The sequence below is a fragment of the Nocardia spongicola genome (assembly GCF_047200775.1).
In the GTDB taxonomy this organism is placed as follows: Bacteria; Actinomycetota; Actinomycetes; order Mycobacteriales; family Mycobacteriaceae; genus Nocardia.
In genome coordinates this window covers 594,779-612,713 of the sequence record NZ_JBJZOO010000002.1, presented here as the reverse complement: position 1 = coordinate 612,713, position 17,935 = coordinate 594,779, and the positions used below count along the sequence as shown (strand labels likewise).

Sequence of the window (17,935 nt, the reverse complement as noted above, 5' to 3'; positions counted from 1 at the left end):
CGGGAGATCTAGGACCGGTCGGCATCGGACAATGCCTCGGCGAGGACATGACCGATCCTGGCCAGCGCGTCCTGCGAGGTCATCCGCCAGTGCGAGGCGTGCACCGCGTGATTGTGCACGGTGCCGTCCACCACATCCGCCCAGCTCGCCGCGCCGGTGGCGCCGGTGGGATCGTCGAGCGTGGCGGTGAAATACACGAGATTGCCCTTGTACGGGCGCGGACGGTACCGCGTGATCAACTCCAGTGATCCGGCCCCCGCGGCCAAGACCCGATCGAGGCGATCGGCGCCGAAGGAGGCGAACGGCTCCGGCAGCTCCGCGATCCGGCGCGCGAGCTGGGGCAGGTCCAGCTCGGCATCATCATCGTCGGCCGCTTCGCCGAGCAATCCACCGAGCAGATCGGCGACCGGGACCACCGCATCCTCGTCCACGGTGATACGACGCCTGCTGTCCATCATCGCCAGTACCGCTACCCGCTGTCCCTGCTCTTGCAGTTGTACGGCGACAGCGTGGGCGAGCACGCCACCGAGTGACCACCCGAGCAGGTGATACGGACCCTCCGGCTGCACAGCGCGAATCTCCTGGACATACCGACGTGCCCAGGCGTCGATGGACTCGGGCAGGGCCACCTCGGCATTCAATACCGGCGATTGGATGCCGTACACATCCCGATCGGGGTCGAGGTGGGCCGCGAGACCCGCGAACGACCAAGCCACGCCACTGGCAGGATGGATGCAGAACAATGGCTCGCGTGTACCACCGGTACGCAGCGGCAGCATCACATCGAACGCGGCGGCCGCATCGACCCGGCCGCGGCCGGACCGGTGTTGCTCCAGGTGGGCGAGTAAGCGGGCCGGTGTCGGCGCGGTGAACAGCCAGAGCACCGGGATCTGTTCGCCGAGCGCGGTACTCAGTCCGTTTGCCAGCCGGGTGGCCAGCAACGAATTACCGCCGCGTTCGAAGAAGTTGTCGTCCAAACCGATCCGCTCAGTGTTGAGCACCTCGGCGAAGACCGCGCACACCTGATGTTCCAGCTCGGTATCGGGGGCGCGGAATTCGGTTACGCCGAGATCGGGTCGTGGCAGCGCGGCCCGATCGACCTTGCCGTTCGCGGTGAGCGGCAGCGATTCCAGTTGCCGCAGTACCGCGGGAACCATATAGCTCGGCAAGGTATCCGCCAGTGCGGTACGCAGTTCGCCCGGATCGAGTCGCCGCGCCGCGGTGAAATAACCTGCGAGTACCGCGTTGTCGCCGCCGGTGTCGTACGCGATGACGATTGCCTCGGCCACTTCGGGACGGGCGCGCAACGCGTGCTCGATCTCGGCGAGTTCGATGCGGTAACCACGCACCTTCACCTGGAAGTCGCGTCGCTCGACGTATTCGAGGTTGCCGTCGACACCCCAGCGCACCATATCGCCGGTCCGGTACAGGCGCGTGCCAGTGGCACCGAACGGATTCGCGATGAACCGCTCCGCGGTGAGGTCGACGCGGCCGTGATAGCCGCGGGCCAGCTGCGCACCGCCCAGATACAGCTCACCGGTCACTCCGGTGGGAACGGGGTGCAGCCGGTCGTCGAGTACGTAGACCTGGTTGCCGGATTCCGGTGTGCCGATCGGCGTCACCGTGTGCTTACTGCCCGCACTGGTCCGGAACCGGGTCACCGATACCGCGGCCTCGGTCGGCCCGTAGAGGTTGTCGATCCGAGCCGAGGTGAGCGCCTCGATTCGCCGTACTGTCGCGGCGGGCAACGCCTCGCCGATGACCAGCACCCTGCGCAACGAGGTCGGCAGCGGTCGCGCACCTGACGCTTCGGCCAACATCGCCAGCAGCGACGGCACCAGAGTCAGTGTGGTCACCGACGCTCGGCGCACCAGATCGAGCAGCCCCTCCGGATCGCGCTGCGCGTCCTGGGGCGCGAGCACGATCCTGGCTCCGGTACGTGGTGCCAACCAGTACTCCCACACCGACAAGTCGAAGGCAGCGGAGGTCATCAGTGTGATCGCGTCATCGGAGCCGAGCGTGTATTCCGCTTGCATCCAGTCCAGCTGATGCGCGATCGCGGCGTGCGGCACCGCCACGCCTTTGGGGATGCCGGTCGATCCGGAGGTGAAGATGATGTACGCGGTATTCGCCTGCGACAGCGGTGCGATCCGCTCCTCGTCTCGGATCGGACGATCGGCGCGAGTGTCGGCGACAGTTGAAATATCAAGCACCACACCGTGTTCCGCCGACATCGACAACATCGGCGCGCGCGCCGATGTGAGTACCAGCTGCGGGCGCGCCGCGGCCAGTACGCTCGCGGTGCGCTCCCGCGGATGCGCCGGATCCAGCGGTACGTAGGCGCCACCCGCTGTCACTACCGCGTACATCGCGACGAGCAGATCGACGCTACGCGCCATAGCCAGCGCCACCCTGGTCTCCGGGCCGATACCGCGCCCGATGAGTACCCGGGCCAGGCGGTTGACTCGCGCACCGAACTCCCGGTACGTCACCGTCCTTGTACCGTCGACGATCATGATCGCCTCCGGTGTCCTGGCGACCTGCGCCTCGAAGGCCGACAGCAGTGTGGCCGGGGCGAAGCTGCGCTCGGCCCGGTTCCAGGTGACCACCATGCGCTCGGTCTCCGCCGGATCCAGCCAGCTGAGATCGCCGACCGGCCGCTCGGGAGCCGCGCAGACCGCGAGCAGCAACCGCTGCAGACGAGTGGCGAAGCCCGCGACGGTGGCCTCGTCGAACAGGGCTGTGGCGTAGGTGATCGAGGCGGCCATGCCCGCGGGGGTCCCGTCCGCGCCGTAGCGGTCGGTGATGACCAGGTGCAAGTCGAACTGGGAGATCTCGGACTCGAAATCGGCGGCGGTGGCGGTCAAGCCGTCCAGTACGAAATCGGCCTCCGCCTGATTGTGGAAGGAGAAGCCGATCTGGAACAACGGATGCCGCGCGGTGGAACGCTCCGGGTTGAGCACCTCGACCAACCGCTCGAAGGGCACATCGGCATGGGCGAAGGCCGCGACGTCGGTATTGCGGACCTGTCCGAGCAGATCGGCGAATCCGTCGCCCGCATCGACCTGTGCGCGTAGCACCAGGGTGTTGACGAACATGCCGACCACTTCGTCGAGTTCGGGGGCTCCGCGCCCGGCGACCGGGGTGCCGACCGCGACATCCCCTGTACCGGACAAGCGGGCCAGCAACAACGCGAACGCGGCATGCATCACCATGAACAGGGTCGCCCCCGATGCCCGGCCGAGTTCGATCAGCTGGGTTTGGACCGCCGCATCGATCGTGAAATCGACATGCTTGCCCCTGGTGGAGACGATGGCCGGGCGCGGGCGATCGGTCGGCACGGTCAGCTGTGCCGGCAGATCCGCCAACGCCTCGGTCCAGAACTGGATCTGGCGCGACAACAGCGAATCCGGATCGTCCTCGGCGCCGAGTAGTTCGCGCTGCCACAGGCTGAAGTCGGTGTACTGCACCGGCAGCGGCGCCCAATCCGGCGCGGTGTGCTGTTTGCGCGCGGCGTAGGCGACCATGACATCGCGGGCCAGCGGCACCAACGATGAGCCGTCCGCGGCGATATGGTGCACGACCACCACGAGCACATGTTCGGTAGTCCTGGTCGCCCGCTCGGCATCGGCGTGGTCGTCGACCGGGGCGAACAGCCTGGCGCGCACCGGGATGGTCTCGGTGACATCGAAACCGCCGCCGACGAAGTCTGCGACCGCCGCGCCGAGATCATCGACGGGAACCGTGATGGGCACCAGGACCGGTGTGTTCGTCTCGGCGGGCAGCACCACCTGCACCGGACCGGTCTCGTGCTGCGGGTACACCGTGCGCAAGACATCGTGGCGGGTGACGACATCCCCGATCGCGGCGTTGAGCGCGGCCACGTCCAGTTCGCCGGTCAGCCGCACCGCCAGCGGGATGTTGTAGGCGGTGGACTGCCGATCGAGCCGGTTGAGGAACCACATGCGCTGCTGGGCGAGGGAGAGTGGCGCCGGACCGGTGCCCGTCCGCCTGCTGAGCGCGGGACGCGCACCTTCCCCGGATGCGGTCGCCAGGGCTTGGGCCAAGGCGGCGACCGAGGGGTGCTCGAACACCAGCCGGACGCCGACGCCGACGCCGAGCCGGTCCGCGAGCCTGGCGGACAGCTGGGTCGCGGTCAGTGAGTTGCCGCCGCGGGCGAAGAAGTCGTCGTCCAAGCCCACCGCCCCGTCGAGGCCGAGCACCTCGGCGATGGTCTGCGCCACCGCCTGTTCGACCGGGGTGCGTGGTGCGCGGAATGGCGCGGCACTCAGCTCGGGCCGCGGCAACGCCTTGCGATCCAGTTTCCCGACCGGCGTCAGGGGCAGCTCGTCGAGGACAAGCACACTGCTCGGCACCATATACGCCGCGAGCGAGCGGGCGGCATGGGCGAGCAGATCGGCGGTGTCGATCGTCCGGCCCGCCGCCGCGACGACATAGGCGACCAGGGAGACCGTGCCGGAGGAATCGGTATGGCCCACGGTGACCGCGGTATCCACCGCCTCGTGCGCCGCGAGCACGGCATCGATCTCACCGAGCTCGATGCGCAGCCCACGCACCTTCACCTGATGATCGGAGCGCCCCACGTACCGCATGGCGCCGGAGCGGGTCCAGCGCACCAGATCGCCGGTCCGGTACAGCCGCCCGCCCGCAGGACCATAGGGATCGGCGACGAAGCGGGAAGCCGAAAGCCCGGCTCGCGCATGGTATCCCCTGGCCAGACCTGGGCCACGCAGGTACAGCTCGCCGGTGACACCGACCGGCACCGGCCGCAGCCTGCTATCGAGCACCACCGCCGACATACCGTGGATCGGCGTACCCAGCTCTAGCGGATCCTCCGGCCGCAGCGCCGCGCTGATCGTGGTGATGATGGTGGTCTCGGTCGGACCGTAGGTGTTGTAGAACGAGCGCCCGCTCGCCCAGCGCCGCACGGTGTCCTGGCCATAGGACTCGCCGCCGACGGTGAGCTGACGCAGCCCGCCCAGTTCGGCCGGATCGAGCGTCGACAGCACCGAGGGGGTGAGGAACGAATGCGTCACCCGCTGATCGCGGATGAGCGCGGTGAGCTCGGCGCCGCCGTAGACACCAGCCGGTGCGATCACCAGCGCCGCGCCAGCGGACAGAGCGAGCAGCAGTTCCAACATGGAGGCATCGAAACTGGGTGAGGCCACATGCAGGACACGAGCATCCGCGGTGACCTGGTACCGATCCCGCTGGGCGCGAGCCACTCCGGCGAGGCCACCGTGGGTGGCGAGAACTCCCTTCGGGGTTCCGGTCGAGCCGGAGGTGTAGATCATCCATGCCGGATTCTCCACCCGTACCGGTCGGATCAGTTCGGCGGCGCTCAGCGCTGCCGCGCTGTGCCTGCGCATCCGTTCGACGCATGCCGACGCGTCCAGCACCAGCCAGTCGACCGCACCGGGCAGCGCGTCCCGGCAGGCGGCGATGGTCACGCCGAGCGCAGCGCCGGAGTCCGAGAGCATATGTGTGATGCGCTCGGCCGGGTAGGTCGGATCGACCGGAACGAACACGGCGCCGGTCTTGGCCACCGCCCAGACCGCGACCATGGATTCGATCGACCGTGGCACCGCCACCGCCACGACATCTTCTGCGCCGAGGCCGTAGCCGATGAGCATGCGCGCCAACCGGGACGACTGTTCGTCCAGCTCCTGGTAGCTCAGCTGCCGTTCTCCCTCGATGAGCGCGACCGCACCGGGATCGAAGGCCACCGCCGTGGCCATCGACTCGGCCAGCGTGTACTGCGGCACCGGGGTACCGCCCCTGCGGCCGAGTACCTCGGCGCGTTCGGCAGGCGACAGCAGATCGGCCGCCGCGATCGGCGATTCGGGCGCCGCGGTGAGGGAGCCGAGCAGTCTGCTGAAGCGGCGCAACAACGCCGCGGCGGTGTCCGCGTCGAACAGATCGGTGGCGTAATCCAGTTCGATCGCGAGGTGACCATCGGCGTCCGGTTCGGCCGCAACGGTGAATTGCAGATCGAACCGGGCCACCGGCTCGTCGAATTCGACCGGGGTGAGCGCGAGACCGGGCACGCTGATGGTGCCCGCACCGGTGTTCAGGTAGCTCAGCGCCACTGTGAACAGGGGATGCCTGGCTTGCGAACGTTCGACACCGAGTTCATCGGCCACCCGATCGAACGGCACGCTCGCGTGCCCGAACGCGGCGAGGTCGGCCGTCCTGGTCTGCTCCAGCAGGTCGAGGAAAGAGCGGTCCTGGTCCGGCCGGGTACGCAATACCACGGTGTTGACGAACATACCGACCAGCTCATCCAGCGCCGCCGCACCGCGCCCGGCCACCGGCGTACCGATCGGGATGTCATCGGAGCCGGTCAGCCGCGCCAGCAACACCGTGAGCGCCGCGTGCACCACCATGAACGGCGTCGCATCGTGCCGCGCCGCGAGCTCACGCACCCGGAGCGCGACCTGACTACCGATCCTGGCCCGTACGCTCGCGCCGCGTTTGCTCGCGACGGCAGGACGCGGACGGTCGGTGGGCAGTTCGAGGTCGTCGGGCAGGTCACGCAGCGTTTCGGTCCAGTACGCGAGCTGCGGTGCGCTCGCGGTCTCCAGCTCCGCGGTCTGCCACAGCGCGTAATCGGCGTATTGCGCCTGGAGCGCGGGCCACTGTGGCTCGGTGCCGAGCGTGCGCGCGAGATAGGCCGCCAGCAGATCCCGCAGCAGCGGGCCCATCGAGTAGCCATCCGCCGCGATGTGGTGCACGACCGCGACCAGGACATGACTGGTGTCGTGTTCGCGCAGCAGTATCGCGCGCACCGGGACTTCGGCGGTGACATCGAAACCCGCGCCGAGGAATTCGGCGATCCGGTCGGCCACCGGACGACCGTCGAGTTCCTCCACCGCCAAACGCACCCCAGCGGCTGCCGGAGGCAGGATCACCTGATGACCGATCCCAGCCGCGTCGACCGGGTATATCGTGCGCAATGTCTCGTGCCGGGCGACAACATCGTCGAACGCGGCGCCGAGGGCCGCCGTGTCGATCACACCCGCGATCCGCAGCGCGACCGGGATATTGTGCGCGGGCGAAGCCGGGTCGAGCCGGTTGAGGAACCACATACCGCGCTGCACCGGCGCCAGCGGAATCCGTTCCGGCCGTACCCCAGCGACCAATGGCAGCACCTGCTCGGTCGCGGTGGCCTCCGTGGTGAGCATCGCGGCGAGCGCACGCACGGTGGGCGCCTCGAACAACAACCGCACCGGAACCCGGCGGCCGAGCCGATCACCGAGCCGGGCCAGCACTCTGGTGGCGCTGAGCGAATTACCGCCGAGAGTGAAGAAATGGTCCTCGGTGCCGACCGGCCCCGCCCCGAGAACCATCTCGAAGGCTTCGGCCACCAGCCGCTCGGCGGGGGTCACCGGGGCACGGTAGGCCACCCGATCGAATACGGGGTCCGGCAGTGCCTTACGGTCCAGCTTGCCGGAGGCGTTGAGCGGGAACTCGGCCATGGTGACCAGTGCCGAGGGGAGCATGTACGACGGCAGCGTGGCCGCGGCGGAGCGCAGCACCTCGGCATCGGATACCGTGCCGCCAGGTACGGCGGTGAGGTAACCGACCAGGTGATCGTCGCCGGTAGCGGTGGTGACCACCCGTGCGGCGGCTTGCGCCACACCGGGCGCCGCGGCGAGCGCGGCCTCGATCTCGCCGAGTTCGATGCGCTGGCCGCGGAACTTCACCTGGAAGTCGGTCCGGCCCAGATACACCAGCTCGGCGGTGTCGCCGCCGCATTCCCAGCGCACCAGGTCGCCGGTGCGGTACATCCGCTCGCCTGGCGCACCGAACGGGTTGGCCACGAAGCGGTCCGCGGTCAGATCCGGTCTGCCGTGGTAGCCGCGGGCCAGCTGAATACCCGCGAGATAGAGCTCACCGGCCACCCCTGGCAGGGTCGGACGCAACCGCGAATCCAAGACGTAGACCCGGCTGTTCCACTCCGGAATGCCGATCGGCAAGACGGTGCGCTCATATTCGCCGGTGACATCGCGATAGGTGATACTCACCGCCGCCTCGGTCGGCCCGTACAGGTTGTGTAACCGGGCGGCGCTCACCGCACCGAAGGCCCGTACGGCTTCGGCGGGTAGTGCTTCACCGATCACGAACACCATGCGCAACGAGTCGAGCCGCGCCCGCTGCTCGGCGGCGGCGACATGTCCGGCGAAGACACTGAGCATCGAGGGCACGAAATCGGTGACTGTCACCTGTTTCCCGGCGATCACCTCGGTGAGATAACCGGGGTCGCGGTGACCGTCCGGTGCGGCGAGCACCAGGGTCGCGCCGATCCGCAGCGGAAGGAAGTAACCCCACAGCGATACATCGAAGGTGGTCGCGGTCTTCTGCAGATAGACGTCCTCGGCGGTGAGCTGGTATTGCGACTGCATCCAGGTCATCTGATTGACGATCGCGGCATGCGAAACGCTCACACCCTTGGGTTTACCGGTGGATCCGCTGGTGAAGATCACATAGGCCGGATGCTGTGGATGGATCGGCGCGATGCGCTCCTCGGCCACGATCGGCTCGGCGGAGTAACCGTCCAGCACCGCTCGGTCGACCAGGACGGTCACGGGGGTATCACCCGCATCGATCCGATCGGTCGTGGTGGTGAGCAGGGCGGCCGGTCGGGCGGAATCGAGGATATGCGCGATGCGCTGCGCCGGATGATCCGGATCGATCGGTACGTACGCGGCACCAGCCTTGAGCACAGCGTACATCGCGACCACCAGCTCGGGTGAACGCCGAATCGCCAGCGCGACAAGCGATTCCGGGCCGATACCCGCTGCGATCAGATGGCGGGCCAGCTGATTGGCGCGCTGATCCAGTTCGCCGTAGCTCACGATGCGCTGATCCTGCAGGCCCGATGCGGTATCGGGGACGAACACCAGCGCGGGCTCATCGGGGGTCGCGACAGCCTGCGCCTCGAATTCGTCGAGCAGCATTTCGGCGACGAACGCGGTGTGCGTGGAATTGTTCCACTCCACGACTACGCGGTGCAGCTCATCGGTGCCGAACAGATCGATATCGCCGACCACCTGATCCGGATCAGTGGTAACGGCGGCGAGCAAGCGGGTCAGCCTGGTGCCGAAGGTCTCGACCGTGGTGGTGTCGAACAGATCGGTGGCGTAGGTGAAATGCAGCTCGTCGCCGCTGACGGTCAGCTGGAGATCGAACGGAGTTGTCGCATAGTCGTACTCCTGCTCGGTGACGGTGATGCCCGCCATCTCCGCGGTGATCGGCGCGAGGTTCTGATAGAACAGCGCGATCTGGAACAGCGGGTGTCGCGCCTGGGAGCGCGGTGGGTCGAGCGCCTCGACCAATCGCTCGAACGGGACGTCGGCGTGTGCGAAGGCATCCAGATCGTCCGCGCGCACCCGGCGCAGTATCGCGGCGAAGGTATCGGTGCCCGGCACCTCGGTGCGCAGCACCAGGGTGTTGACGAACATACCGACCAGATCATCCAGCGCCGCGTCGCCACGGCCCGCGACCGGTGCGCCGATGGCGATATCGGAGGTACCGGACAGCCGGGCGAGCATCGTGGCCAACGCGGCGTGCACCACCATGAACGGGGTGGCCGCATAGCGCGCGGCCACCTCCGCGATGCCAGCGCTGACCTCGTCCGGCAGTGCCATGGTCAGGCTCGCCGCCGCGTGTGAGGCGACCGCGGGGCGCGGCCTGTCGGCGGGTAGATCCAGCTGAGCGGGCAAGGCGCGCAATGTCTCACGCCAGTACCGCAGCTGGCGCGCGGCCACCGAATCCGGGTCAGCCTCGGCGCCGAGCACCTCACGCTGCCAGAGCGCGTAGTCGGCGTACTGCACCGCGAGCTCGGACCAGACCGGTGTAGTGCCGGTCGCGTGCGCCGCGTACGCGGCGGCGAGATCACGGGCCAACGGTCCCATGGAGAAGCCATCGGCCGCGATGTGATGCACCACAAGGGCGAGCAGGTGGTCCTGATCGGAGCCGGTGACCAGGCCGACGCGCAGCGGTACCTCGGTGGTCAGATCGAATGGGGTCGCGATGAACTCGGCGACCGCGTGCGCCCCCTCCAGCCGCTGGATTTCCTGCACCGGAGCAGGCGGGAGAATGCGCTGGTAGCCGGTGCCGTCGAGATCCGGATACACCGTCCGCAGGGTTTCGTGCCTGCCGACCACAGCACCGAGAGCCGCGGCGAGCGTGTCCAGGTCGAGGGCGCCGGTGAGCCGTACTACTACCGCGATGTTGTACACGGTCTCGGCGGGATCGAAGCGATTGAGGAACCACAGTCGCTGCTGCGCGGGTGAGAGCGGGATCCGCTCGGGACGTGGTCGGGCCACCAGGGTGGGCTTACCACCGGTGCCGATGAGCCGTTCGGCCCTGGCGGCCAGCGCGGCCACCGTCGGCGCCTCGAAGAGCAGGCGGACCGGAATCTCGGCATCCAGCTCGGCCCCGAGCCGGGCCGCGACCCTGGTCGCGATCAGCGAATTACCACCGAGGGCGAAGAAGTCGTCGTCGGCACCGACCCGCTCGATACCGAGCAGCTGCGCGATGATCTGCGCGGCAGCCACCTCGGCGCGGGTGACCGGAGCACGATATTCCGCGGTCTCGAACACCGGCGCGGGCAGGGCCTTGCGGTCCAGCTTGCCGGAAGCGTTGACCGGGAATTCCTCCAGCACCACCCACGCCGCGGGCACCATATACGCGGGCAGCTCGGCGCGCACTGCCGCGCGCACCTCCTCGATATCGATCGAATGCCCCTGCGCTGCGATCAGATAGGCGACGAGCTGGTCACCGAGCCGCTCGTCCGCGCGCACCGACACCACCGCCTGGGCAATGGCATCCAGCGCGGTGAGCGCCGACTCGATTTCTCCGAGCTCGATACGCAGACCACGCAGCTTCACCTGGAAATCGGTGCGGCCGAGGTATGCCAGCTCACCATCGGGGCGCCATACCACCAGGTCCCCGGTGCGGTACATCCGCGACCCTGCCGGTCCGAACGGGTCGGCCACGAACCGCTCCGCGGTCAGCTCCGGCCGCGTCACATATCCCTGAGCCAGCTGGATACCCGCCAGATACAACTCACCCGGCACACCGACCGGCACCGGCCGCATCCGCGCGTCCAGCACCAGCACCCTGGTGTTGGCCACCGGCCGCCCGATCGGCACCGAAACCAGATCGGCGTCGGTCACCTCGTGATAGGTGACGTCGACAGCGGCCTCGGTCGGCCCGTACAGATTGTGCACCCGCGCACCGATCAGCTCGCGCGCCCGTTGCGCGGCCACCGCGGGCAATGCCTCGCCGGAGGCGAAGACCGTGCGCAGCGTGGTGCACTCCGCGGCGCGCGCCTCGGCCAGGAACGCCCCGAGCATGGCGGGGACGAAGTGCACCGTGGTAACGCGCTGTTCGCCGATCACCCGCGCCAGATAGGCGGGATCGCGGTGACCGTCCGGCCGCGCCACCACCAAGCGCGCACCGAAGGCCAAGGGCCAGAAGAACTCCCAGACCGATACGTCGAAGGTGGCGGGTGTTTTCTGCAACACCGCGTCGTCCTCGGCCAAGGGATACATCGATTGCATCCAGCTCAGACGGTTCACGATCGCCGCGTGCGAGACCGCCACCCCCTTGGGACGACCGGTCGAGCCCGAGGTGAAGATCACGTACGCGGTGTGGCCTGGCTGCGGCATACCGAGCCGGTCGAGCGCGGTCAACGGCTCGGTGGAATATCCGGTCAGCTCCAGTCGATCTATCCTGACCTGCCGCACCGCGCCTGTCTCCAGGTCGAGACCCGAGGTGAGCACGCACACCGGCCGAGCCGTGGTCAGCACATAGTCCAGCCGATCGACCGGATGATCGGGATCGAGCGGAACGTACGCACCGCCAGCGAGGGTCACCGCGTAGATACCGAGCACCAGATCCAGCGAGCGCCGCATACCGAGCGCCACCGGCGTATCCGGACCGACCCCCTGCTCGACCAGCCAGCGTGCCAGCTGCCTGGCCCGGCCCGCGAATTCGGCATACGTCAGTGTCGCGTAGTTGTGCTCGGCGGACGGATGATCCTGGCCGAGCACCTCGATGGTCACCGCCTGCGCATGCGGTGTCCTCGCCACCTGCGTCTCGAACAGGGAAAGCAGAGTGGCCGTGGAATCCACCGGCGTATCGGTGTCGTTCCAGCGGTCGAGTACCAGTGCGCGCTCCGCGGCGTCGAGCAACTCGATATCGCCGACGCGGACCGAAGCGTCGGCCACCACGGTCCGCAGCACGCGAACGAAACGAGCCCCGAACGATTCGATCGTGCCGCGGTCGAACAGGTCGGTCGCGTACCGCAGCACACCGCGCATCGCGGTGCCGTTCTCCTCGGCCTGGTATTCGGCGAGTTCCACCGCCAGATCGAACTGCGCGACCCGGTTGTCCAGCGGGTAGGCCGAGACCGTTAGGCCAGGTAGGCGCAGCACGGTGTCATCACGGTGCTCGAAGGTCAGCAGGGTCTGCACGATCGGCGAATGGGCCTGCGAACGCACCGGGTTCAGCTCTTCGACCAACCGTTCGAAGGGCAGATCGGCGTGCGCGAAGGCACGCACATCCACCTCACGCACTCGGCCGAGCAGCTCAGCGAAGGATGTGCCCGCCGCGACCGGAGTACGCAACACCAGGGTGTTGACGAACATGCCGACCAACTCGTCCAGCGCTTCCTCGCCACGGCCCGCGACCGGGGTGCCGACGGCGATATCGTCGGTGCCCGCCAGCCGGGCGAGCAGCGTGGCGAAGGCGGCGTGCAGCACCATGAAGGTCGAAACACCGTGCCGGTGCCCGAGTTCGGCGAGCGCTCCGGTCAGCTCGGCGGGAATCGCGAACTCGACAGTGGCGCCGCGACCGGAGGCCACCGGTGGACGCGGACGGTCCGTCGGCAGCTCCAGCACCGGAGCCAGTCCGGTGAGTTCGTCTCGCCAATAGCCGATCTGGCTCGACAGCACGGAATCCGGATCGGCCGCCGAACCGAGTGCCTCGTGCTGCCACAGCGTGAAATCCGGGTACTGCACCGGCAGCGGTTGCCATCCTGGCGCCTGCCCGGCGATCCGCGCGGTGTAGGCCGTCATCAGATCGCGGGCCAGCGGTGCGGTGGACACACCGTCGGCGGCGATGTGGTGGACCACAACGACGAGCACATGGTCATCGGGCGCGGTGCGCAGCAGGACTGCCCGCACCGGAATCCGGGTACGCAGGTCGAAGGCTTCCGCGGCCACCTCGAGCACCGCGTCATGCACTTGCGGCTCGGTCACCTCGACCGGATGCAGCGGCAGCTCTGGCACCTCCGCGTCGGCGAGCACCACCTGGACCGGCCCCTCGGCGTCGGCGGGGAAGACGGTGCGCAGCGATTCGTGCCTGCCGATCACATCGCGCACCGCCGCACCCAACGCCACGTGATCGAGGGCGCCGGTGAGCCGGATGGTGATGGGGATGTGGTACACAGCCGAATCCGGATCGAGCTGATGCAGCAGCCACATCCTGTTCTGCGCCATGGACAGCGGAATACGGGCGGGCCGCTCACGCGGCGCGAGCACCGGCCCGGCGGCCGCATTTGGCCGTGTCGATCGCGTGACCAGCACCGCGAGCTCGGCCACGGTCGGCGCCTCGAACACATCGCGCACGGTCAGCGCACAGCCGAAAGCGGCATTCGCCCTGGCGATCAGCCGCATGGCCAGCAGCGAATTACCGCCACGGGCGAAGAAGTCGTCGTCCGCGCCGATCCGCGCCGCACCGACCAGATCGGCGACCAACGTGGCCAGTACCGCCTCTGTTCCTTCCCTCGGTGGGCGGAACCGCACCTCGGTGCCGGTGAATTCGACAGCGGGCAGCGCCGAGCGGTCCAGTTTGCCGACCGTGGTCAATGGCATCTCGTCGAGCACAACCACCTGGGCGGGCACCATATAGGCAGGCAGGTGCGCACGCACTTCGGTGAGTACCGCCTCGGCGGACAGGCCCGCGCCGGTGACATAGCCGATCAGGGATTCGTAGCCCGCGCTGTCGGCGGCAACGAGCACCGCGGCATTGGTCACTCCGGTCGCGGCGGCGAGTACGGCCTCGATCTCGCCGAGCTCGATCCGCTGGCCCCGCAGTTTGATCTGGAAATCGTTGCGGCCCAAGTACACCAGATCGCCATCGCGATTCCAGCGCACCAGGTCGCCGGTGCGGTACATCACCTGGCCCTGCCCCCCGAGCGGATCGGCGACGAACCGTTCGGCGGTGAGCCCGGCACGGGCGTGATAACCGCGGGCCAACTGCTCGCCCGCCAGATACAACTCGCCGATGACCCCGACCGGCACCGGGCGCAGCCGTGCGTCCAGTACATAGGCCCTGGTGTTCCAGCACGGTCTGCCGATAGCGACGTCCCGGCCCGATTCGACATCGGCCGCGGTGAACTCGTGGTAGATCGCCGAAATCGCCGCCTCGGTCGGACCGTAGGCATTGTGCACCGCCCCGTCGAAACTGCCGTGCAGCGCCGCGAGCAGATCCGGGGTGAGCGCCTCACCACCGCAGTGCAAATGCCGGAACGAGCCGAGCGCGTCGCCCATCCCCTCACCGATCAGAGCGGCCAGCACCGACGGTACGTACTCGGCGATGGTGATCCGGTGCTCGCGCAGCAGATCCGCGAAGTACGCGAGATCCAGATGCCCGCCCGGCCTCGCGATCACCAGCGGCGCACCGACCGCGATCGGCAGGAAACACTCCCAGACCGATACGTCGAAGGTCAGCGGCGCGCGCTGCAGGATGCGATCGGCCGCGGTGACCTGGTAACGGAATTCCAGCCAGCGCAGCTGATTCATGATCGCGCGGTGGGTGACCGCGACACCCTTCGGACGTCCGGTGGAACCGGATGTGAACAGCACATAGGCCGTGTTGTCCTGGCGCAGCGCGCCGATCCGCTCGGCATCGGACACCGGCCCATCGGCGATGCCGTCGAGATCGAGTTCGGCGAGGTCGAGTACGCGCACCCCGTCCTGGCCGGACAGCGTCGCACCACCGACGGTAAGCACCAGTCGCGGGGCCGCGGTCTCCAGCACCTGCGCCACTCGATCGGCCGGATGCGCCGGGTCGATCGGCAGATAGGCCCCGCCCGCGCGCACGATCGCGTACATCGCCACGAGCATGTCGATACTGCGCAATGCGACAAGGCCGACAATGGCCTCAGGACCGACGCCCGCCGCGATGAGCACGCGGGCCAGCCGGTTCACCCGAGCGGCGAACTCCGCGTAGGTGAGTTCGGCGCCTTCATAGCGCACGCAGATCTCGCCGGGCGTGGCCGCGACCCTGGTGGTGAGCAGATCGTCCAGTGTCTCACCGGGCAAGGTGCGCGCGGTGGCGTTGCGGTCGACAAGGATCAGATCGCGTTCGGCCACCGACATCAGTTCGACATCACCGACCAGGGTGCTGGTGTCGTGCAGCACGGTGCGCAGCACCCGCTCGAACGTGGCCAGGAAACCGGCGACGGTCGGTTCGTCGAACAGATCGAGCGCGTAATGCAGGTGGACGTCGATGCCGTCAGGGGCGCCCTCGGTGGTGTAGCGCTCGGTCAGCGTCCAGTCCAGATCCAGCTGGATCGGCGCCGGACCGACTTCCAGTGCGGCGATGGCCAGCTGATCCAGCCGGAATTCCGGCGCGGCGTGGTTCTGCAGGGTCAGCGCGACCTGGTACAGCGGGGCGTGCGCCTGGGAGCGGACCGGGTTCACCACCTCGACCAGCTGCTCGAACGGCACCGCGGCATGATCGTAAGCCGCCAGATCGGCGGCGCGCACGGTGGCGAGCAGTTCGGCCAGAGTCGCGTCCGGACGGACCTCGGTGCGCAGCACCAGCGTGTTGACGAACATGCCGACCAGGTCGTCCAGCGCCTCCTCGCCGCGTCCGGCGACCGGTGCGCCGATCACCACATCGGCGTCGGCACCGTAGCGGCTCAACAGTACGGCCAACGCGGCATGCAACACCATGAACGGGGTCACCCGATGCGCCGCGGCGAGATCCTGGATCTGCTGGTGCATGGCGGCGTCGAGGCGTCCGGTGAGCGCGCCGCCCCGGTTGGTGGCGACCGCGGGGCGGGGCCGGTCCGACGGCAGAGTCAGCACCTCTGGCACCCCGGCCAGCCGGTCGGTCCAGTAAGCCAGCTGGCGGGAGAGCAGCGCGGCCGGATCGTCGGCGGAACCGAGCGCGGCCCGCTGCCAGATCGCGAAATCGGCGTACTGCACCCGCAGCGGCTGCCACTCCGGAGCGGCACCCGCGCAGCGCGCGATATAGGCATTGGCCAGATCGCGGGTCAACGGCGCGAAAGACCAGCCGTCGGCCGCGATGTGGTGCACGACGAACAGCAGGATATGCACCTGTTCCGCAGCGGTCTCCTCGGTGGCCTCTGCCTGCACGCGCAGCAGCCGCACCAGCAGCGGGACCTCGGTGGTCACATCGAAACCGGTCTGCGCCGCAGCGGCGACGAGTTCCGGTACCGCAGCCGCGGTTACCGGCTGCGCCGCCAGGTCGACCAGCGTCGCCTCGGCCGGGAGCACCACCTGTGCCGCCACGCCGTCGTGTTCGGGATAGATCGTGCGCAGGGTCTCGTGCCGGGCGAGCACATCGGCGACAGCCGCCGCCAGGGCAGGCACGTCGAGCGCCCCGGTCAGCCGCAAAGCGAATGGGATGTTGTATCCGCCACCGGCATTGTCGAACCGGTTCAGGAACCACATGCGCTGCTGGGCGATCGACAATGGGATAGCCGCACCGCGCTGCTGCGGTGTGAGTGGCGGCACGGCGACGGATTCGCTTTCCTCCGGCCGCGCTGTGGTGATCCGGCGAGCCAACGCGCGCACCGTCGGCGCGTCGAAGATCGTACGTACCGCCACCTCGGCGCCGGTGGCCTTGCCGAGTCGTGCGGCGAGCTGGGTCGCGCTGAGCGAATTGCCGCCGAGGGCGAAGAAATCGTCGTCCGCGCCGACCTCGTCCACCCCGAGCAACACTGTGAACGTCTGCGCGACAAGTGTTTCCGCCGGTCCGCTCGGCGCATGGAATTCTGTAGCCGTCGGCGCGGGCTCGGGCAGCGCCGCGCGGTCCAGCTTCCCTGATGCGTTCACCGGGAACCGCTCCAGCAGCACGAAGGCCTGCGGCACCATATAACTCGGCAGTCGCTCGGCCACCGCGTCCCGCACAACGGCGATATCGACCGGCTGTTCGGCAACCAGATAAGCGACCAGCTGCTGTCCGGTACCCCGATCGTCCCGCACCAGGACAGCCGCCTGGGCGATATCCGGCGTCGCGAGCAGGACCGACTCGATCTCACCGAGTTCGATGCGCAGGCCGCGCAGCTTCACCTGGAAATCGGTGCGGCCGAGGAATTCCAGCTCCCCTGCCTGGTTCCACACCACCAGATCGCCGGTGCGGTACATCCGTTCCCCCGCCGGACCGAACGGGTCGGCGACGAATCGGTCACCGGTCAGATCGGCGCGATCCAGATAGCCGCGCGCCAGCTGGACGCCGGCGAGATACAGCTCACCCGGCACCCCGACCGGCACCGGCCGTAACCGTGCGTCGAGCACATAAGCCCTGGTATTCCAGATCGGCTTACCCATCGACATGGTCTCGACATCGGTATCGGATACCTCGTGGAAGCTCACCTCTACCGCGGTTTCGGTCGGACCGTAGCCATTGTGCACCCGCGCCCCGGTGAGTTCACGCATCCGCTGGGCCGTACCCGCGGGCAAGGCCTCGCCGGAGCAGAACACCTCACGCAGCGACGGCACCTCGACCGGATCGGCCACGAAAAGAGCGAGCATGGACGGTACGAAATGCGCGGCGGTAACGCCCTCACGGCGGATGAGCTCGGCCAGATAAGCCGGATCACGATGCCCGTCCGGCCGCGCCAGCACCATCCTGGCCCCCACCTGCA

General features: G+C 68.3%; 1 protein-coding gene (only partly in view). It reads right to left on the bottom strand.

Annotated features, from left to right (window positions below; genetic code table 11):
* Positions 1 to 8: 8 nt before the first annotated feature.
* Positions 9 to 17,935, bottom strand: partial view of a non-ribosomal peptide synthase/polyketide synthase gene (locus ACL02S_RS07640; protein WP_412801582.1) — the 3' portion only. The gene runs 7,486 nt beyond the window's last position; only the last 17,927 of its 25,413 coding nucleotides appear in the window; its start codon lies off the right edge, out of view — the gene reads right to left on this strand; its stop codon occupies positions 9 to 11.